Here is a 21,183-nt window from a genome sequence, read left to right as displayed (position 1 = left end):
TGCGTTGAACACGCATAGGTTGCCGACATCACAAACAAATGGACCGAAGGCGGATAATAAATCAATCCGGCCGCGATTATAATTCATCCATTATAATTAGTGGTAGCCTACAAAAACGACGACGGCCTGACAGACATTATATTTCAAGCAGTTCGCGCGTGTCTGCTTGTCTGTTCACATCATGCCCGATTGAACACTGCCTCGAAATCACAATCGAAAGTGAGTAATTTCCGAACCTTTTCCAGTTGTGATACTCCATTGTACGATGCCCTGATAGAAATTCGGGTAGTGCCACGTCTGTTGCTTTCTGGCCGACATTGAATCTCGAAAAATCCAGACCGCAATTCAGATTGTGTCTTTCCGAAGTTCCCGATTGACAACGACGTGACGGGTTGCCCCTCAACGTCCGTTGTGGCGACTCGTAAAAAGAAACTCTTCGGTTGCGTCTCTGCCAAGCCAGGCAGATCCGCAAGCACGCTTTAGCGCGGATAGGACATACCATGCTGACGTCAGTTCCCAATAACGCATACAGCCCATTATCACCGAACTTTCATGTGATTGCGCATTCGAAACCTATGGAAACTTCGGTCAAAAAGCTGGCGATCATCGACGACCGGGCGCTTGACCGTGAGTGTCTGGCTCAGAGCCTGATCGCATATGGCCTTGATATGGAAGTCGAACTGTTTTCATCACTCGACGACTGGAGGCATGCCCCGAACGGACATCATAGCGGCATTCTGGTCAACGTCGGACGCAGCGATTTTTGCGATGACGTATCCCTTCATGAGCTGCGGGAATTTATTGCCGATTACCCTTATCTGCCGGTCGTCATTCTTGCGGAAAACCGCGATCTGCGCCAGGTCATGAGGGCGTTTGACGCAGGCGTGCGGGGATACATCTCCTCGTCGATAGGACTGGCGGTATGCGTGGGCGCCATCTCACTTGCATTGGCGGGTGGCGCTTTCGTGTCAGCTGAAAATCTCAGCGATCTCAGGCAGTTGCTCGTGGTTGCAGAAGACAAGGAACGTCAGCGCACCGCAATGTTCACCCAACGTGAGGTCGATGTCATCAACGCGCTCACGCAAGGCAAGCCAAACAAGATCATCGCCTATGAACTCAATCTTCGTGAAAGCACCGTAAAGGTGCATATCCGCAATATCATGAAGAAAGTCGACGCCAAAAACCGAACGGAAGTGATCTTTAAAATATCCGATCTGTTCAAAAACTAACGTCAGGTGTCGTGAAGCGAACCTGTTTAAAATCCATGATCGCCTGCGGGTGTCGGGCCTGCACGATGCAAACGCATTGGAGCGATTATGACAAGAAGGCTGTACATCTCCTCTAAGCCTTTCGGTTAGCATTCCAAGCATAAAGACGGGGTAACGGGCACCGAGCCGGATACGGTAATCTCCGGTCATTGGACATATGGACCCGGGATTTCGCCATGCAAACTTTCGTCGAAAATTTCGAAAACTCGGATCGACTGCGCCAGCGCGCCCGCAACATCATACCGGGCGGCGCGCATACCTATGCAAAGGGTGACGACCAGTACCCTGTCCTGTCTCCCGGATTCATTGAAAGGGGATATGGCTGCCATGTCTGGGATGTCGATGGAAATGAATATATCGAATACGGCATGGGTAATCGGGCTGTCGGCCTTGGCCATGCCTATGCCGACGTCGTAGAGGCGGCGCGTGCGGAACTATACCGTGGCTGCAACTTCACGCGCCCTTCAAAGATCGAGGTGGATTGCGCATCGACCTTTCTCGATACGGTCCAGACCGCCGAAATGGTCAAATTCTGCAAGAACGGTTCCGATGCGACATCCGCCGCGATACGACTTGCACGCGCCGTTACCGGCCGCGACCTGATCGCGCGCTGCAGCGACCACCCGTTTTTCTCGACCGACGACTGGTTCATCGGGACAACGGAAATGAATGCGGGCATTCCCGAGGCGATCCAGAATCTGGTCCTTGGCTTCAGCTACAATGATCTGGCAAGTGCGCGCAGTCTGTTTGACCGCTTTAAGGGTCGCATAGCCGCCTTCATCCTGGAGCCGTCGCGCGGTGATCCGCCTCGGGACCAGTTTCTTCACAAACTCCAGAAGCTTTGCCACGAAAACGGCGCGCTTTTCATTCTCGACGAAATGATCACCGGCTTCCGATGGGATGCGGGGGGCGCGCAGAAGACATATGACATCGTCCCCGATCTATCCTGTTTCGGCAAGGCGCTGGGGAATGGCTTTTCTATTTCCGCACTTGCCGGCAAGCGCGAGTTCATGGAACGGGGCGGTATCGATCAAACCGATGCCCCCCGCGTCTTCCTGCTTTCGACGACGCATGGTGCAGAAACGCATGCGATGGCGGCGGCCATCGCAACCATGAAAGTTTACACGCATGAACCCGTGGTCCCACATCTGGTCCGACAGGGAAATTCGCTGCGCGCCGCCATCAGCCAGATCGCAATTGCGCACGGGCTCGATTCCTACTTCGGCATCCAGGGCCATTCTGCCTGCCTCAGCTACTTCACGCTAGACCAGACCGGAAAGCCGTCTCAGGCCTTTCGATCGCTGTTTCTGCAGGAAACCATCCGTCGCGGCCTTCTCGCACCGTCTCTCGTTGTAAGCTACACGCATGAGGACGAGGATATAGCCAAAACGCTTGACGCCATCGATGGAGCGCTCGTCGTCTACCGTAAAGCGCTGGAATACGGCGTCGACAAATTCCTGACGGGACGCCCATCCGATGTCGTCTTCCGGCGTTTCAACGGCAACGCGCAGCATCAGGCCGGCCATGGGCTGGTCATGGCCGACATGCCCGGATTATCGGAAAGCATCCGAAAGCCTTAACCGGCTGGGGCACCTAGACCGTTCGCATTATCGCTACAGCCGCTTTGCGCGGTGCATCGATCTCGCCTGAAAAGATACGCTCGTCGCAATCGAAAATGGATTTTAAGGGGAAGTTTCATGCACGTTCTGGTCACCGGGCATCGCGGATACATCGGCTCCGTCATGGTACCCATCCTGCGCAAGGCCGGTCACGACGTACACGGCTATGACACTGAATTCTACCATCGCTGCGCTTATGTTCCAGGCGGACCCTTGCCGCAGGTCCCCGGCGTCTGCAAGGACATCCGCGATATCACGCCTGCGGATATGGAGGGTTTCGACGCCGTCATTCACCTCGCAGCGCTGTCAAACGATCCGCTGAGCAATCTCAATCCGGAAATTACCTATGAGATCAATTACCGCGGCAGCGTTCGGGCAGCGCAGGCGGCAAAGCAGGCGGGCGTCAAGCGTTTCATCTTCGCCTCGTCATGCAGCAATTACGGCGCCGCTGGCGAGGGACTGGTCAACGAGACGGCAGAGCTGAAACCGGTATCGGCCTATGGCACTTCCAAGGTCTTGGCGGAGCGGGAGATTGCAAGCCTCGCGAGCCCCGGCTTCTCACCGGTCTATATGCGCCCGGCAACCGCATATGGCCTTTCGCCCATGCTACGTTTCGATATCGTCCTCAACAACCTGACCGCTTGGGCGGTGACGGAAGGACTGATCCTCCTCAAATCCGACGGATCGCCCTGGCGTCCGATCGTTCACATCGAGGATATTTCACGCGCCTTTCTGGCCGCGCTCGAAGCGCCGACAGATGCCATACACAATCAGGCCTTCAACGTCGGACAGGACGCGCACAACTATCAGATCAGGGAGATCGCCGAAATCGTCGCTCTCACGGTGCCCGGATGCCGGCTGCAATACGCCAGCGATGCAAGCCCCGATACCCGCTCCTATCGCGTCGATTTCGGCAAGATCGCCCGTGCGCTTCCAGCGTTCAAACCGACATGGACGGCCGCCGCAGGTGCCGAGCAACTTTACCGGGCATATAAGAGCGCCGGCCTGACAATGGCCGAATTCGAGGGACCGCACTATCAGCGGATCGGCCAACTCCAGAAGCTGATCGGTGACAAGGATATCGACCTCAACCTGCGCCGCCCGATGGCCGCGCCGCGCCACGGCGCCGATATTGCGGCACCTGTTTGAACGAGAGGCGCCGATGGGCAAGATGGAGCCTGGTATCAGGCTGACGGGCGATGCATGGCGACAGGAAGGTATCGGCCAGACTATTCACGACCTGGCCTCCCGCCTCTTTCCGATCTGTCGCAGCATCACCGGCAAGGGCGTGCGAGACACCATCGATATCCTCAAAGACTACATCGATATCGAGCAGCGCGCCGTCCCGAGCGGGACACGGGTTTTCGACTGGACAGTGCCGCAGGAATGGATCGTCCGCGACGCTTATGTAAAAAACGAGGCAGGACGCAAGGTGATAGATTTCCAGATCTCTAACCTGCATCTCATGAACTACAGCATCCCTCAACGTCGCGTGATGCCGCTTGGCGAACTGCAAGCGCATATCCATACCTTGCCTGCACAACCCGATCTCATTCCTTACAAAACGGCCTATTACACGGATGCCTGGGGCTTCTGCATGGCGCATCACGACTTCCTCAAGCTCGAGGAAGGCGACTATGAAGTCGTCATCGACACCGAAAAGACGTCAGGCAATCTGTTCTACGGCGAATATCTGCATCGCGGAAAAAACGCCAAAGAGGTGCTTCTCTTCGCGCATATCTGTCATCCGTCGCTCGCAAACGACAATTGTTCCGGCCTTGCATTGCTGACATGTCTTGCCGCCGGCCTGAAAAGCAGGTCGACATATTACAGCTATAGGTTCGTCTTTGCGCCCGGAACGATCGGCTCCCTGTCGTGGCTTGCGCGGAACGAAGAAGGGATATCGAACATCGCGCATGGTCTTGTGGTTTCATGCATTGGCGACGGGGGTGGGCCGAACTACAAGCGCAGCCGCCGGGGAGATGCGCTGATCGACCGGATAGCCGCCTGCACGCGCTGCGGAGAGGATCGCAAACACCTAGAGATCGCCGACTTCATCCCCTATGGCTATGATGAGCGTCAATTCTGTTCGCCGGGCTTCAACCTGCCGGTCGGACTGCTGCAGAGAAGCGCTTTCGGAACCTTTCCCGAATATCACACCTCGGCCGACAATCTCGACTTCATCCGGCCCGAGCACCTCGCCTCATCCTTTTGGATGATCATGGACATGATCGATGCTCTCGAAGACAACTGGACACCGTTGAACCTTCGGCCCAAGGGCGAGCCCCAGCTCGGAAAATACGGGCTTTTCCCTGCGATCGGCGGCCATAAGACGAATGACGACCGCACCATGGCCTATCTCTGGATACTCAACCTCGCCGATGGCAATAACTCGCTAGTCGATATTGCCGAGAGGTCGAAAATGCCGTTCGTGGATATTGCGAGCGCTGCCGACAGGCTGCTCGAGGCGGGCCTCGTCTCGAACCTCGGTGTCCAGACGCGCTAGACCTTCATTGCCAGGCCGGCCAACCGAGATCCTTTTCAGATATAACGGAGGCTGGCGCAGGCCATTCAACACCGATCGCCGGTTCGTCATGGCGGATCCCCGCCGCGCTCGCCTCGGCATAGGGCACCGAAATCAGATAGGACACAGCCACGTCGTCGCTGAGCGACTGGAAACCGTGCGCAAAACCCTCGGGAATGTAGAACTGTGCGCCATTATCGGCTGACAACACCGTACCAACCCACTGAAGATAGGTCGGCGAGCCGCGTCGCAGATCGACGGCGACATCCCATATCGACCCTTTGACGCAGGAAACCAGCTTGGTCTCCTGATGCGGCGGCCGCTGGAAATGCAACCCTCGTATGGTGTGCTTGAGCTTTGACAGCGAGAGGCTGTGCTGACTGAAATCAGACACCAGCGCGTTGCTCTCAAATTCACGCTTGCAGAATGTCCTTGCAAACGAGCCGCGACTGTCCCGGACAGGTATCGTATTGACGACCAAAAGCCCCTCGATCTTCGTCTTCTCAAACAGCATTCGGCGCTCCTGATGCAACCCGTATCCAAGAAGGATTCTGCGCCATTTCAGCGGCGCTGGAATACATCCATAGGCAGCAGCATACCTTGAAGGCGGGCTGGCAATTAAGTCACCCTTTCGGTTACCCAGAACGACAGCTGGAAGCGCATTTTCGCGGATATTCCTGTCAACCTACGGCTTATGGATGACGTTTTCGAGCCGAATGCAGTATCGTCACCCACCCTGATCCATAGTATTTTTTCCTTCTAATAAAAGAATTTTCTGAAATTAACTCAACGACACCGCGAAAATCAGGGGGCGTCCGATGAATAATGAGGCGGTTTTTTCTGCAAGACTGAGCTCGACGCAACATGTCGGGCTTTGCCGTCTTTGCAACTCGCCATTGGTGCATACCTTCGTCGATCTGGGAATGTCTCCGCCCTGCGAAAGTTTCGTCGCAGCTGATGCAGCCAACGACGTCGAGCCATTTTATCCGCTCCATGCATTTGTCTGCGACGAGTGCTTCCTCGTCCAGCTTCAGGAATATGTCGCCCCTGAGAACATTTTCACGGAATACGCGTATTTCTCTTCATTCTCGGACAGTTGGGTCGCTCACGCAAAGCGTTATTGCGACATGGTCATCGAGCGCTTCGCGCTTGGCCAGTCCAGTTTCGTTGTCGAACTTGCCAGCAACGACGGTTACCTGTTGCAGCATTTCCTGACCAGCAACATCCCGATGCTCGGAATTGAACCGGCGGTCAACGTCGCGAAGGTGGCGATCGGGAAAGGTATTCCGACGCTCACGGAATTTTTCAACGAGGCTCTGGCGACCGATATGGCGGCCAGGGGGCAAAAGGCCGATCTCATCATCGGCAACAATGTCCTCGCGCAGGTGCCTGATATCAACGATTTCGTTGCCGGGATGAAAACCCTGCTCAAGCCTGAAGGCGTCATCACCCTCGAGTTTCCGCACATCGAAAAGCTTATCGCGGAAAACCAGTTCGACACCATCTATCACGAGCACTTTTCCTACTTCTCATTGCTGACAATAGAAAAAATGGCCCGTCGTCACGGGCTCAAGGTTTTCGATGTCGAAGAGATCCCCACGCATGGCGGTTCACTGCGGGTCTTTTTCTCACACGAAGACATCAGGTTTCCGCGTGAAGCCCGCGTGGATAGCCTCCTCGCACGGGAGTTGAATGCCGGGCTTGACAAGATCGAGACCTATACGGCGTTCGCCGAAGCCGTGCGCCAGACCAAGCGAAACCTCCTGTCCTTCCTCATCCGCCTCAAGGAGATGCGCAAATCGATCTGCGCCTATGGCGCACCGGGGAAAGGCAACACGCTGCTGAACTATTGCGGCATAGGTACCGATTTCATCGATTTCGCAGTCGATCGCAACCCTTACAAACATGGTCGTCTCACGCCGGGAATGCATATCCCGATCCGGCCCGTCAGCGAAATCCCGCACATGAAGCCGGACTACGTTCTCATTCTCCCCTGGAACCTGAAGAATGAGATCGTTGCGCAAATGAAAGACATCAGAAACTGGGGTGGGAAATTCATCGTTCCAATTCCCGACATATCCATCATTGATCCGAAGGAGTTGGTACAATGAAGGTCGTCTTGTTCTGTGGCGGCAGGGGTACCCGCATCAGGGAATATTCCGAAAGCGTCCCGAAACCGCTGATCCCGCTCGGGTCTCAACCGATCATGCGGCATGTCATGCAATATTACGCCCGTTACGGGCATGAGGACTTCATCCTCTGCCTCGGCTACAAGGCGCATGTCATAAAAGAGTTCTTCCTGAACAGCCGGCCGGAGAGCTATGCCGATTGCGTCATATCAAGCCCCGGACGTGTGGAACTGCTTGAGGAACTGCCGAGGGACTGGCGCGTATCCCTGATCGATACGGGGATATGGCGCAACATAGGCGAGCGTCTCTGGGCCGTGCGTCATCATCTCAAAGGCGAGAAGATGTTCCTTGCCAATTATAGCGATGGACTGACCGACGTCGATCTCGACGACATGATTGCCCAATTCGAAAAGAGCGACAAGCTCGCCTGCTTCCTCGCTGTCAGACCGCCCCTCACCTACCACCTGGCGGAGATCGACGAGAGCGGAAAGGTCCGGGAATTCCGGTCGTCGGAAACATCCGACATGTGGATCAACGGCGGCTATTTCCTGATGCGGCCGGAGATTTTCGACTACATGCGCGAGGGTGAGGAACTCGTGCTGGAACCGTTTTCCAGGTTGATTTCCGAAGACAAATTGATGGCCTACAAGCATGAGGGCTTCTGGCGGTCAATGGATACGCTGCGCGACTGGCAGACGCTGGAGGCGATGGTCGAGCGTGGTGACATGCCATGGATTGGAGACGATGCGTCAATGGCACGCAAATCGTCAAACGCCAAGCTGCTGCCATGAAAAACATGTCCCTCGCCTCAGCCGGTGATCGACTGTCGATCCTTTGTCTTGGAGCTCATTCCGACGACATAGAGATCGGCGTCGGAGGCACAGTCCTCAGCCTGCTATCAAAGGGCGTGTTGCTGGATGTCTACTGGTGCGTGCTTAGTGCCGGCAACGAACGTGCCCTGGAGGCGCGCAGTTCCGCAGAAGCTTTTCTGGCAAAAGCAGCATCCTACTCGATTGAGCTTGCATCGTTTCAGGACAGCTACTTCCCCTCGCAGAGCCGTGAGATCAAGTCATGGCTGCTGACGTTGCGCGACAAAGTCAGTCCCGACATCATATTCACACATAGCCGCGAGGACGCACACCAGGATCACCGCGAAATCAACAGGCTCACATCCAACATCTTCAGAAATCACCTGATTCTGGAATACGAAATCCCGAAATGGGACGGCGATTTCGGCAGGCGAAATGCCTACGTGCCGTTGAGCGAAGACGCGATGAACATGAAGGTCGAGCTTCTCCTGCAGCACTTTGGAACACAGAGATCGAAGGACTGGTTCGACGCGGATACCTTTCGGGGCCTGGCGCGGCTGCGGGGAATGGAATGCCGTGCGCCGACACGTTTTGCGGAAGCCTTTACCGTCAGAAAGCTCACATTCGCCTGAAGCAAGCGCAAGCTCTACGACGGTACGAAATAGACGTTTTTCGGAAATTCAAAGAAACCAAAAACAATACAGGGGGCATCTTCGTCATGATCCGTAACCATCTCTCCGAGAACCCGCCGGAAGGCGCACCGCATCCGCAGGCCGCAGCCAGTGCGGCCGGCTATATCGGCATCATAGATCGTCGTATGCTCGAGCGGGAATGCCTCGCCCATAGTCTCAACTATCAATATGCGGACAGGTGCATCCTGACCTTCTCCAATCTCGGCGAATGGCAACAGGCACGCGCGGAAATCGGCATGCCTGCGGCAGTTCTGGTCAGTGCCTGGCCCGGTCCGTCGGCGGAGACAAACCGCGAGCTTGCGGAGATTGTCGCTGCGGTCTCACCGGCCGCCGTCGTCGTGCTCTCCGATGATCAGGATATTAATACCATCCTTGATACGATCGCTCTTGGCGTGCGCGGGTATATATCGAGCTCCGTCAGCGTCGATGTCTGCGTCCAGGCGATCAGTCTTGCAATCGCGGGCGGCCGTTTCATACCGGCCAGCAGTGTCATGAACATGAAAAGTCTGTTCGGCCTGACGGCACACCCGGCCATACCGCCGATGAAATTTACAAGCCGTCAATCGGCTATCGCAGAGGCCCTGCGGTGCGGAAAGGCGAACAAGGATATCGCTCTGGAGCTGAACCTCTGCGAAAGCACCATCAAGGTGCATATCCGCAATATTATGAAGAAGCTTGGGGCAACCAACCGCACGGAAGTTGCCTGCAAGATCGGTGACATGGCGTACGAGCGCTAAGCACACGTCAGTCACCGACCGCTACCGAATGCCCCGCTTACAGCAGGAACCGTCATGATCCAGTCGTCATCATCTCCGGGTGAGCAGGAAGGTATTTCCCGCTTCATATCCATCCTGCGGGAGCGGCGCAGAGCCGTCTTCATCTGCTTTCTCGCCAGCTTCGCGATCGCGGCAATCGGCTATGCGCGAACTCCGATCCGCTACAAGGCCGAGGCGACCCTTGCGCTTGATGTCCGCAAGCTTCAGGCGCTCCCCACCGAATCCGTGGTGTCTCCGCTGCCTCAGGAAAGCCCGGTGCTTCGAACCGAACTCGATATCATCGGCTCGAGGTCCATGGCCGAACGGGTTCTCGTCATCCTGCAAAAAGATCGCCTGCTCGAAGGGCGGCAAACCAACTCCGATCGGGCGACCAACGACGTGACCACGCTTGGCAACGACGCCGAGACATCGAAAAAGGTCGACAACCTCATGACCAATGTTCGTGTGATGAATGATGGCCGGTCGTATACAATTTACATCTCCTATTATGCCGGCGATCCGGCACTCGCCGCGAAAGTCGCCAATGCTTTTGGGGAAGCCTATATCGACTATCAGATCGACCTTCAGACAACTGCAACCCGGCGCGTCAGCGCGTGGCTCGGGGAGCGGCTGGTCAGTCTTCGGACGGCACTGGAGGAATCCGAACGTCAGGCATCGCAATTTCGCGAGAAATCCGGATTGATAAACACCGGTGGTCTTCCGCTGCAGTCGCAGCGTCTTTCAAGTCTGAATGTCGAGCTGACGACGCTGCAGGCCAAGCTGGCGGGGTCAAGGGCACGTCTGGCGACAGCGCTCGCATTGCAGAAAAGCGGCGATGGGCTGGGGATCACCGAAGTTCTGTCCTCGCCAACGATCCAGCTTTTAAGGGCCGAGCAGGCAAGGGTCATCAGAGCAATTGCCCAGATCGATGAAAGCGGCGCCGTCATGAGCCCCGAGCGGCCGCAATTATCCTCCCAGCTCAGTTCGCTCAACAAGCAGATCGATTCAGAGATAGCGCAGATTATCGCTGCCTTGCGCAACGAGATCGAGGTCAACGAAAAACAGCGGCAGGAGGTTGAAGCCAGCCTCAATGATGTGCAACGCGCCATTTCCACGACGGATATGGCAATGGTTCAGTCCGGGCAACTCGACCGGGAAGCGGCGGCGAACCGCTCGATCTACGAGACATACCTCGCACGCTACAAGCAGACGATCGAGCAGGACGGTATCGCTACTGCCGAGGCACGGATCATATCGAGCGCCATGCCGTCCCGTAAGCCGACCAGTCCGGACGCGGGTCTGTGGGGCCTCGTTGCACTTCTTCTCGGTTGCAGCACCGGTTTGGCAACGGCCTTCATCCTGAATTTCACTGACCGGTCCGTTGGCTCCATCACATCTCTTCAACAGAAAACCGGACTTAACGTCATCGGCCGCATCCCGCGCATTTCCTTCGGAGAGTTCCAGAACAAGCCCGGGAAATTCAGCAGCGGCGCGGCGGATTTCTACAGCGCGTTTGCGGACCTCCAGACCCACCTACAGTTGGCCGAGAGCAAGGCGAAAGTGATCGCCTTCACTTCTTCGGCCGATGGGGAGGGCAAGACGTTCGTGATTGCCAACCTCGCCAGATCTCTTGCGATGAGCGGCGTGAAGCTGCTGCTGATCGACGCCAATCTGCGAAATCCGGCTCTCGGGGCGGAATTCGATGTGGGATCGACGTCGCATGTCGCCCAGGCAGTCAGCCATGAGGTCACTCTGGACGACATTATCCAGCGCGATCAGGCCTCCGGGGTCGACATCATCATCGCTGAGAAAAGCGATATGCCGCCAAATCTTGTTCTTGGAAGCAAGCGCTTCGCCGGTCTGATTGTGGAGGCGAGACAGCGATACGAACTGATATTGATCGAGGCCCCATCCGTTGACCATGACCTCGACCTGTTGCGGATCGCCACCCTTTCGGACGCCGTCTCCTTCGTGGTCCGGCAGGATGTCGCCGATGGCACGGGCATGAAAAACGCCGTCATCAAGCTGCGGGTCGCGGGTCGGCCGATCACGGGCATCATCCTCAACGGAATACGACGCCCGAGAAAGCGTCAACCGCCGGTCTGGCCGAGGATTTTCCGGGACTGGAACCCTCATTTCAAGCTGCGCAAGCGGGCGACCAGTCTGCGCCCACCGGCTGTGGTTCATAACGAGAGGTGAAACATGCGCTTTTTGACAAGGTCCAGGGGCTCTTCCCTGATGATCGCCAGCACCACCTTTCTGTCCTTGGCGTTTTACCAGATACCGGCCGCGGCAGATGGCACCAACTACAAGGTCGCTACCGGCGACGTCCTGACGATCTCCGTCTATGGCGATCCGGGCCTGACCGGCCTCTTCCCCGTCAGCGCAGATGGAACGATCGGTTATCCGCTGCTTGGCAACGTCAACGTGGTCGACCAGACGGTGAACGAAATCGGTGAGCGGATCAGCCGCGATCTGGCAAGCCATGTGGCAAACCGCTCCGTCGCCGTCGCCGTCAAGGAATATGCTCCGATCTTCGTTGTCGGCGACGTCCAGAAGCCGGGGAAATACGAATTCCGTCCCGGCATGATCGTGCTTGAACTCTTCGCGCTCGGCGGGGGACTGCGCGAGCCGAATGCACAGAGGGACACCTCGGGCATACAGCTGATCGCTGCCCAGCAGGAATATGAAGACATGTCGATGCAGCTCCTGTCGCAGGACATCCGGCGCGTCCGGCTGGAAGCGGAACTGAACGACACCGAATTCGAATATAGAGGCGACGAAATCGGACTTGTCCGGGATCGCGCCGCGCTGGAGAAGATCGTCGCATCTGAAACAAGTCTGTTTCGCCTTCGCCTGTCGGCGCAGCAGGACGAAAAGACCAATCTCGAAGTCCAAAGACAGAACTTTATTCAGGAAATTGATACGCTTCAGAAAAGCAACGTCATGCGCGGCCAGCAGCTTGAGTTGCTCGACATGGACGTCAACGCCTCGAAGGAACTTGTCACGCGTGGTGCAGCCTCGGAATCTGCCTTGAGAGAGCGCAAGCGCGAGTTGCTATCCATGAACCAGCAGGTTCTGGAATCGACATCGTTCCTGGCGCGCGCGCAACAAAACAAGAGCGAAGTGGAGCGGCGTATTCTGGAGCTGAAGAGCAAAAGGCACAATGACGCCGCGACCGAACTGCGGGAGACCTCCCTGGACATCATGCGTCTGAAGAAAAAACTGGCCTTCAGCCTTCAATCCATGGCCGAGATCGGCTCGACGGCGCGGCGGGTCTCCAGCCTCGAGGACATGATCCAGACCAAATTCTTCATCGTGCGTCAGGTTGCAGGCACATATCGCGAAACAGCTGCGGACGAGCATACGCAGGTCCGCGCGGGGGACGTCGTCCGCGTCCGCCTGTCGGTATCGGGCAGAGATCCAGTTTCGGCAGCGGTCGTCACAGGAAGCGTCAACTAGAGAGACGAGCGTTTCTGATGCCCCTGCTAAAACGGCCCTGCAAAGCAGCTACCGCTTTTGGAGAGCTATGGCACCAGCTCGCAATTTGCTATCCTGAATAGTGCCCTCCAACAGTCTTGTAGGATCCGCACCAACCAAAAGAGCTTGCCGGCGTTCCGATCGGTAGGCTCCCGATTTCCTCCAGAGGATAGAAACGATCGGCACAAGTGCCGGGGAGACGGAGATGGAATCTGCGATCGTTCCGGTTGGTTATCACATGGTCAGGCAGCGTGCCGTCATCATCTTGAACGGCGAAAGAGGGCTACAGCCCGTCCATGTGACGCAAGATGCCCTGAACGACATCCAATCCCCACCGCAGTGCGATGCGCAACGTCTGGCGCAATTCGTCGACGTGTTTGCAACGATAGCGGCATCCAAAATCGAGAAGGGAATGTTTGCGTTCGATGGACAGATCTGGATCACTGCGACCGACGTCCAGGTCTGGCTTAATTTGGCGGCGGAAAACGGACCGGCCAAGTGACATCTCTCAAACTCTAACGCTTTTGTCCTTTTACCGTTACCCAAAGCGCGAAAATTTGTGAGACAGCAGATGGATGGATGTGGACCCTACCGCTTATAGCCAGATTGAACCGAAGCGATAAAAGCGGTTTGTAAGAGTAACCCGTCGCCCCCTGATACTTTGGCGGGTCCCTGGTAACCGGGGTTTACCTGGTAACTGGGAGGGCTCGCTCGTTCAACCGGGCGAGCCTATTTGCGTCCTGCACAAACCGTCACCAGCGCGGCGCAAATCTTGTCGTGCCGACGGGTTCAGATTGAAATTTGCAGGAATATTACCCAGTCAAACTGGAACCACAGACCGCTCGCCACTCATGGAGTAACGAACGATCCGTCGGTCCCCTCGCCTGAAATGAAAACCGCCGAGCCTGAATTTCAATGGCCCGTGGTATCGCATGGCCTTGATTTATTGAGCCATATTCGCCACTTTCCGGCAGCTCGTCAATTCACCGCAGATACGTCATTAGAGGTAGTTTGCCGGGATTTTCGCAGGAATGGACTCCGGTTCAATCAGGTGTTGGCCTTGCAGCATTGGAGGACGATTTAACGGCGCCGCCCTTAGGGCCCCCGTTTCCCATTGCAAAGCCGCTCCATGTGGAGCCGACATTTACCCAGCTGTTCTGCGGATGCATCGTCACGAAACCCGCACTTTGAACGGGCCCTGGCGTTCCTCGGGTAAAATGATTGTCGTAGAGCACCCTGTTTATCCGCCTTGAGCGTTCGGCCGGTCCGGCCTTGAAGCTGCCGTCGTGCGTCCACATGAGTTTGTAGGCATCTACGAAGCCGTAACGGACGTTGGCGACGGTATTTCCATCGAAGACCGTCCCATTATAGTCGGCGCCGGGATGGTTCCAGGTTTCATATTCGACGCCGATATAGGCGATATCCGTGAACCTGTTCCTGCGATAAACATTCCCCAGACCGCCCCAGATGCCGGCAACGCCGGTATCTGCGAATGTCGTGCCGACATAGAGGCCGCTGTTGCTGCGCGTCACGCTGTTGTTGGAATATTGCAGGAAATACGGGCTAAGTCAGCGCGTCGAGTCCAGCGCAACCGTCATCATGCCGTGCCGCATCCGGGAGATACGGTTGCTGTCGACCACCACGTCGTAGACGTTTCCGTAGAGAAGAACGCCGGTGGAATCGGAATCATGCTCCGCATAGCTTTCCCTGCCATCGAGCGTATTATCGTATATCACCGCCCTCGATGCGGTCGCTGCCAGGGCAAAACGGCTCGTTCGATCCGGAACGACATTCCAGGCTTGCTCAAGCAGAACGAAAGAACCGTCCGTCGATGCGATGTGACGGTGTTGCCCGGCACCTCGCCCGCCAACGATGACGAGATCGAAACCGCCCGGCGTGGCATCCCCCAGATCCGACAGGGACTTGAAGGTAACCGAGTTCGAGGAAGCGCGGACGAAATCGTTTTTAAGCTTGCTCCCGACGATCTCGAAGCAGATCTGTTCGCCCTTGTTGCAATCGACCTTGGTGCAGTCGTGGGGCGCGGCGTTTCGCGAGATGTTTTTCTCAAAATAGAGGTTTCGCATGCTCCCGAAATGCGCCTGGGCAACAAAAAAACGTCCGATGCCATGACCGTCGTCGCGGCTTTCATCGGCGTTTACCAGCTCGTTGCCCGTCATGGCAAAATCGCGCCCACCCCATAGGGCGACGACGGATTCACCGTAGCCCGTCATCGAAAACCGGTTGTCAGAGAAGAACACCTGCCGGCTCGCGCCATAAAAGGACCCGTTTTCGATCAGCTCGGACGCATGGACAAAAAGCCTTTCTGTATCCTGCGCGTCGAAAGCCGGCACGCCCCAGGCGTCGACGCGAACGGAATCCAGCCGTGTGTTTTTAGTGCTGCGCAAAGCAAGAAGGGGTTTACCGGCAATGTTGCGGTTGGCATTGAGGGTCAGATTCTCAAACCGGGTGTCGTCGCCATCAACGACAACCATGCTCTGGTCAATCCTGCGGTTCAGCCTGATCTCCGTTTTGTTCATTCCTTCCCCGAACCAGGCCACGTTTGCGGGCGCTACCAGAGGCGCCGTCACGAGATAAATGCCGGCAGGGAAATACAATGTCGCTGGCGCTGTTGCAGCCGCGGCATCGATGGCGCGCAAAATGGCTGCGGTGTCGTCGGTCACACCATCGCCCTTTGCCCCGAACTGCCGGGCGTCGATGCGCTTTTTATCCTGCGCCGCCCATGGCGATTGCGACAGGACATCAAGTGTCAGCGGACCGCTCCAGCCGAAACGGCCGCCATGAGTATTGTGAACCCATACTTCATAACGCGCCGGCGGCAGAGCCAGCACCTTGAAATCGACCTTGAAGGGATTGACGGAGATTGCCTTGACGTACCAGCCGGCGGCACCGGCCGGCTTGACATAGAGATAGGATTGGCTGGTGCCGTTGAACCGCGAAAGGTTGCGGCCATAGACCGAGACGATCGCTCCCGGCGCTGCGGCGTCGGGCCCGATCCACCAGCTTTCCGTGCGATTGATCGCAAAGCTGCGCCCTTCGAGATCGCCCCGCAGAGGCCTGATCAGGTAGGTGGACCATGAAGGAAGCGTGGCAGGCAGCAGCAGCGTCGCCGCCGTTGCGTCAGCCGTCAGCGGTGCCAACGGCGTCACGACGCCCTGCGCGGCACCGGGGAATTGCGAAAAGACTTCGAAACCCGTTCGTCCGTCGAGATCGACGCCGGTCATCGAGACAACCTCGCCAGCGCCCGCCGTTCTCGAAATCTCCGCGATTGCCGGCCCCTTGCCGCCGACCTCCATCCACGGCGGATTGAAGGCATCGGCATCGTCAGGCAATCGTGGTTCCGGGACAGGTATCGGGAAACCGAACTGCCGTGGATCGGGTTGGCTGCCTTGCTCTTGCACTCCCTGCGCCGCGGGCTTCCCGGCAAACGAGAGACCTGAAAATGCGAGCGCAAGGGCGGCAAGCAAAATTGATGATATTAGGGAATTTGGCGATCTCATCTTGCCGCTTGTCGTAACATATCCGATTGCAGCGACTTCGGGTGTCGCCACCACTCATACAAATCCTGAATTCCGTATCTGAGTTCGACCGTCGAGTTCCAGCCAAGCGCGTTGAGCCGCGAGCAGTCGAGCAGCTTTCTGGGGGCTCCATCCGGTTTGCTGGTGTCAAAAACGATCTGCCCCTCGTAACCGACGATGCCTGCAATCAGATGGGCGAGATTGCGGATTGATATCTCCCGCCCCGAGCCGATATTGATCAGCGGAAAATGCGCAGATGACTTCATGAGGAAACAACAGGCATCGGCCAGATCGTCCACATGGAGAAATTCACGCAGAGGACTGCCCGTACCCCATAGAACGATCTTGTTCTGGCCGCTGATTTTCGCCTCATGCATTCTCCTGATCATCGCGGGAATGACATGCGAGCTTTGCGGATCGAAATTGTCGTTCAGCCCGTAAATATTGGTCGGCATGACGGAGACGCAATTCAGGCCGTACTGAATGGAATAGAATTGGGAAAGCTTGAGCGCCGCGATCTTCGCAATCGCGTAGGCCTCGTTGGTAGGCTCCAGCGGACCTGTCAAAAGGGCATTTTCCGTGATCGGCTGAGCTGCGAATTTCGGATAGATGCAGCTAGATCCCATCCAGAGAAGCTTTTCGACACCGATATCGGCAGCCGATTTCATGATATTCATCGAAATGAGCGTGTTGGTGTAAAGAAAGTCCGCCGGATAGGCTGCATTTGCTGCGATGCCTCCGACCTTGGCGGCAGCGACAAAAATGACCTGCGGCCTTGCCGCCGCCATCCATTGCTCCGTCTCGTATTGTCGGGTCAGATCAAGCTCGCGGCGGGAGACTTTGAGGATTTCGCAATTCTCGCGCTCCAGACGTCGCACGAGTGCCGAGCCGACCATACCCGTATGGCCGGCAACCCAGACACGCTTGCCGTTTAGACTGAACGGCATGTCTTTCGATTCAGGCGACGAACTCATTTCTTCCCTCTTCCAACATTACGAGGCGAAGATCCGCTTCGACCATTTCCTGAACGAGGTCGCAAAAGGACGTCGAGTGACTCCAGTCGAGTTTTCTGCGCGCCTTGCTGGGATCGCCGAGAAGAAAATCCACTTCCGCCGGACGAAAATATCTGGGATCGATTTCGATGATCGAATTGCCGGTTTTGGCATCATATCCCACTTCGTCACTGCCATCGCCGTGCCATTCGATGGTCTTGCCAACCACGCCGAAAGCAAGCTCAACAAATTCCCGCACCGTATGTGCTTCGCCGGTCGCAAGCACATAGTCCTCGGGTATTTCCTGCTGCACGATGCGCCACATGCCTTCGACATAATCGCGCGCATGCCCCCAGTCCCTCTTTGCGTCGAGATTGCCAAGACGCAGCTTGCTCATGAGACCGCGCTCGATGGCCGCAACGCCACGCGTGATCTTCCGGGTGACGAATGTCTCCCCGCGAATGGGGCTCTCATGGTTGAAGAGAATGCCGTTGGATGCGTGAAAGCCGTAACTTTCCCGGTAATTGACCGTCATCCAGTATGCGTAGAGTTTGGCCGCAGCATAGGGGCTTCTCGGATAGAACGGCGTACCCTCGTGCTGGGCGACCGTGCCCATCCCCCCGAACAGCTCCGATGTGGATGCCTGGTAAAACCGGCAGCGATCGCCAAGGTTCAGGATACGCATGGCTTCCAGCAGCCTCAGCGTGCCAAGCGCATCCGCATTTGCCGTATATTCCGGCGTCTCGAAGCTGACCTGGACATGGCTCTGGGCGCCTAGATTGTAGATCTCGTCGGGCTGGACCTCCTGAATGACCCGGCACAGGTTCGTGGCGTCCGTGAGGTCACCGAAGTGCAGGCGAAAGCGCAGGTCTTCCTCGAAGGGATCTTGGTAAAGATGATCGATCCGACCGGTATTAAAGGAGGAAGACCGCCTCTTCAGGCCGTGAACCATATATCCCTTGGCAAGCAGCAATTCGCTGAGATAAGCGCCATCCTGCCCGGTTACGCCGATAATCAAGGCTCTCTTGTCTACCATCCACCACATCTCCCAGCGGTTCCGGCCCCGGATGGCGCCTCCCTGAAAGGTATAACGAGGCCCTGCGCATCGGCAGCATACCAAAAGGGAGAGGACGGCAAGTCAGAACTGGCCGATTCACCGTCCACCACGTCGACATCTGCCTTTTAGAGGAGGCAGGGTGAGTATTGCCGCTTTCGACTTAAGCCTTTTGGTCGAGTTGCAGGTCCCGCAGGTCGTGCCAGACTTCGGAAATACAACGCCGGGTCGCGCACTATCTCTTAAGGTAGCAGGGAGCGCGAGACGACATGATCTACGATTCATGGAGACGGATTGGATGGGTACGTTCGCGACGACTTACGAAAAAATCCAGGACTTCAACTGGCTGACGCGCTTTCTGCATGCGGGCCGCTATCGCAAGCTGCTCGAGGTCCTCGAAACAGTACAGAAGGACGTTGGCAATCGGAAGGTCAGAATACTGGATATCGGCTGCGGTCCTGGAACTGCGGTCGGCCATATTCTCGAAAGATTCGACGTTGAGTATGTGGGTATCGACTACGATCCAATCTTCATCGATGCCGCGCGCAATCGTTACGGCAAAAACGAAAACTGCCGTTTTATCGTCGGCGACGCCACCGACGAGAGGCTTTACGAAACGATCCAGGCCGATATCGTCATTGCACTGGAAACGCTCGAACATATCCACCTCAACCGCACGGTCCGCGTCATCGAGCATGTCTGCACAATCATTCGTCCGCGGATTTTCCTGGTGACGGTGCCGGTTGAAGTCGGGCCAGCCGTATGGATCAAGAACTGGGGTTCGGCCCTCATGGGCTACAACCGACAGTCCGGCAACCTGAAAGAGACCTTTTGGGCGGGGTTGTATCGGATGGACCGGGTGCCGGCGCACCATACCTCACATCAGGGCTTCGACTGGCGGTGTCTGGCGCAGCTTATCCGCGTCAACGCGCCCTTGCGCGAAATCCGCAGCCTGCCGTTTTCTTTCGTTCCGCGCTTGCTCAGCCCGAACGTCGCGCTGATAGCCGAGCCGGTAAAATCGACGATCGATCTCGCCAATGATGATCCCGAGGCATGGAAGATCAACCATGGCCAAACGGCCTTTCAGCGTCCGCATATTGTCGACGAGACCGATGCTGCCCGTCACGCCAAGTCCTTGGCAACATGGTCGATGCGTCTTAAAGGACTTTTGGGAATGGCCCTCGCCACGATGCCATTTGCCTGGCATCGCTGGTCTTACATTTCCATTTCGCCCGGTGAAGCGCAGTCATCCCATTTCCTGCTGACGATCGACAAACACCTGCTGCCACCTCATCAATCCATTGAAGGCGACACGATCCTCCTTGCGGCGCAGGCAATTGTTCAACGCGTATCCGACGCCAGCTATCTGCTGACCTAGGGTGTGAATTTCCAAGCCGGAGCGAGGGCATGGAGAAGTCATCGAACCTACAGCGTCACGAGGTGATATAGTTTAAAGCGGCAAAAAACGGCCGCTACCGGCCGCTTTTCGATATTGGGAAAGCTGCACGCTTCTCTTAGGCGTCACGAGCTGCTTCGTGAATGTCCACGAGCTCCTGATAACAGGAAGCATTGCCAGCGAGGACGGGCTGTCCTTCGAACAGCTTTTCGCCTTCCAGCGAAAACGGCATGGAACGGCCGCCGGCTTCGTTGACGAGGCAGAACCCGGCCATGCAATCCCAGGCGCGCATATGGGGCTCGTAATATCCGACGAGGCGTCCTGCCGCGACATAGGCCAGCATCAAGGCTCCCGAGCCATTGCGGATGAAGTTGCCGCCGCGGGCCAGCACGTCGCTGATGATGTGCCCGACGCACTGCGGCGTGACATAGTTATTGCTGCCGATGCCCGTCAGCGCATTCTGCAGGTTACGTGATGGATCGAGTTGCAGGCGTGCGCCATTCAGGGTCGCGCCATGTCCCTGCGCGGCAGCGTAGATTTCCTGCGAACATGGCACCTTGATGACGCCGATAACCGGGGCACCGTCACGGATGACGGCGATGGAGACGCACCAGCTTGGCATGCCATTGACGAAAGGAGCGGTGCCATCGATCGGATCGACAACCCAGGTGTAGCCGGAGGTGCCGTCCTGATAACCGTGCTCCTCACCGAGGAAACCATCATTCGCGAAGGCTGCGGCGACGCGCTCGCGCAGCATGGTCTCGACGTTGCGGTCTGCAATGGAGACCACGTCCTGCAGATCGCGTTTCGTCTCGATCACGAGGCTGTCGCGCTTGTTGAAATAATCGAGCGCCATTGAACCGGCCTCTTCCGCCAGCGTCTTTGCCAGCGCAAAGCGTTGATCGAGGCCGTCATTCTGTCCTGTCATT

At 56.7% G+C, this 21,183-nt stretch carries 18 protein-coding genes; 12 read left to right on the top strand and 6 right to left on the bottom strand.

The features are described from left to right. The first annotated feature begins 500 nt into the window (after positions 1-500). From ATU_RS22550 to ATU_RS22535, 4 genes are all read left to right on the top strand, one after another. Positions 501-1,229, top strand: a complete 729-nt coding sequence (locus ATU_RS22550; RefSeq protein WP_010974176.1) for a LuxR C-terminal-related transcriptional regulator — start codon at positions 501-503, stop codon at positions 1,227-1,229. 215 nt (positions 1,230-1,444) lie between these two features. Continuing rightward, positions 1,445-2,848 (top strand): glutamate-1-semialdehyde 2,1-aminomutase, encoded by a 1,404-nt coding sequence (locus ATU_RS22545; RefSeq protein WP_010974175.1) that lies wholly within the window; start codon positions 1,445-1,447, stop codon positions 2,846-2,848. Between the two features lie 117 nt (positions 2,849-2,965). Continuing rightward, positions 2,966-4,036, top strand: a complete 1,071-nt coding sequence (locus ATU_RS22540) for an NAD-dependent epimerase/dehydratase family protein (RefSeq protein ID WP_010974174.1) — start codon at positions 2,966-2,968, stop codon at positions 4,034-4,036. 13 nt (positions 4,037-4,049) lie between these two features. After that, entirely contained in the window at positions 4,050-5,393 is a 1,344-nt protein-coding gene (locus ATU_RS22535; protein WP_010974173.1) for a DUF4910 domain-containing protein, read from the top strand. A gap of 4 nt (positions 5,394-5,397) precedes the next feature. On the opposite strand, the gene rfbC is transcribed toward ATU_RS22535, so the two are convergent. Beyond that, entirely contained in the window at positions 5,398-5,925 is a 528-nt protein-coding gene (gene rfbC / locus ATU_RS22530; protein ID WP_006311451.1) for a dTDP-4-dehydrorhamnose 3,5-epimerase, read from the bottom strand. 304 nt (positions 5,926-6,229) lie between these two features. On the opposite strand from rfbC, the gene ATU_RS22525 reads away from it, so the two are divergent. From ATU_RS22525 to ATU_RS22495, 7 genes are all read left to right on the top strand, one after another. Then, positions 6,230-7,522, top strand: coding sequence for a class I SAM-dependent methyltransferase (locus ATU_RS22525; protein WP_010974172.1), 1,293 nt, complete (start codon positions 6,230-6,232; stop codon positions 7,520-7,522). After that, positions 7,519-8,331 (top strand): glucose-1-phosphate cytidylyltransferase, encoded by an 813-nt coding sequence (locus ATU_RS22520; protein WP_010974171.1) that lies wholly within the window; start codon positions 7,519-7,521, stop codon positions 8,329-8,331. The genes ATU_RS22525 and ATU_RS22520 overlap by 4 nt, the downstream gene beginning before the upstream one ends. After that, the gene (locus ATU_RS22515; RefSeq protein ID WP_035257160.1) at positions 8,328-8,981 is read left to right on the top strand and encodes a PIG-L deacetylase family protein; all 654 of its coding nucleotides are present in this window, start codon (positions 8,328-8,330) and stop codon (positions 8,979-8,981) included. The genes ATU_RS22520 and ATU_RS22515 overlap by 4 nt, the downstream gene beginning before the upstream one ends. Positions 8,982-9,067: 86 nt before the next feature. Next, a complete protein-coding gene (locus tag ATU_RS22510; protein WP_010974169.1) occupies positions 9,068-9,778 on the top strand; it encodes a helix-turn-helix transcriptional regulator in 711 nt (236 codons plus the stop codon). 54 nt (positions 9,779-9,832) lie between these two features. Then, entirely contained in the window at positions 9,833-11,995 is a 2,163-nt protein-coding gene (locus ATU_RS22505) for a GumC family protein (protein WP_010974168.1), read from the top strand. Positions 11,996-12,034: 39 nt separating this feature from the next. Beyond that, entirely contained in the window at positions 12,035-13,258 is a 1,224-nt protein-coding gene (locus ATU_RS22500; protein WP_236762329.1) for a polysaccharide biosynthesis/export family protein, read from the top strand. 223 nt (positions 13,259-13,481) lie between these two features. Continuing rightward, entirely contained in the window at positions 13,482-13,778 is a 297-nt protein-coding gene (locus tag ATU_RS22495; RefSeq protein ID WP_010974166.1) for a hypothetical protein, read from the top strand. A 541-nt stretch (positions 13,779-14,319) separates the two neighbouring features. On the opposite strand, the gene ATU_RS26745 is transcribed toward ATU_RS22495, so the two are convergent. From ATU_RS26745 to gmd, 4 genes are all read right to left on the bottom strand, one after another. Next, positions 14,320-14,808, bottom strand: coding sequence for a hypothetical protein (locus ATU_RS26745; protein WP_010974165.1), 489 nt, complete (start codon positions 14,806-14,808; stop codon positions 14,320-14,322). 36 nt (positions 14,809-14,844) lie between these two features. Continuing rightward, the gene (locus ATU_RS22490; protein ID WP_236762327.1) at positions 14,845-16,626 is read right to left on the bottom strand and encodes a glycosyl hydrolase family 28-related protein; all 1,782 of its coding nucleotides are present in this window, start codon (positions 16,624-16,626) and stop codon (positions 14,845-14,847) included. Between the two features lie 164 nt (positions 16,627-16,790). After that, on the bottom strand, positions 16,791-17,786 hold the full coding sequence (locus ATU_RS22485; RefSeq protein ID WP_035257168.1) for a GDP-L-fucose synthase family protein: 996 nt from the start codon (positions 17,784-17,786) through the stop codon (positions 16,791-16,793). After that, positions 17,770-18,840: a GDP-mannose 4,6-dehydratase gene (gene gmd, locus ATU_RS22480; protein WP_010974162.1), complete on the bottom strand. Its 1,071-nt coding sequence runs from the start codon at positions 18,838-18,840 to the stop codon at positions 17,770-17,772. Before gmd ends, ATU_RS22485 begins: the two co-directional genes overlap by 17 nt. 316 nt (positions 18,841-19,156) lie before the next feature. Between gmd and ATU_RS22475 the strand changes: the two genes are divergently transcribed. After that, complete coding sequence (locus ATU_RS22475; protein ID WP_010974161.1) at positions 19,157-20,236, top strand: class I SAM-dependent methyltransferase; 1,080 nt, start codon at positions 19,157-19,159, stop codon at positions 20,234-20,236. 136 nt (positions 20,237-20,372) lie between these two features. On the opposite strand, the gene ATU_RS22470 is transcribed toward ATU_RS22475, so the two are convergent. After that, positions 20,373-21,182 (bottom strand): inositol monophosphatase family protein, encoded by an 810-nt coding sequence (locus tag ATU_RS22470; protein WP_010974160.1) that lies wholly within the window; start codon positions 21,180-21,182, stop codon positions 20,373-20,375. Between the last annotated feature and the right edge of the window lies 1 nt (position 21,183).

Source organism: Agrobacterium fabrum str. C58 (assembly GCF_000092025.1).
In the GTDB taxonomy this organism is placed as follows: Bacteria; Pseudomonadota; Alphaproteobacteria; order Rhizobiales; family Rhizobiaceae; genus Agrobacterium; species Agrobacterium fabrum.
Note: the sequence above shows the minus strand (reverse complement) of the source record. Positions and strands in the feature narration are given on the sequence as shown.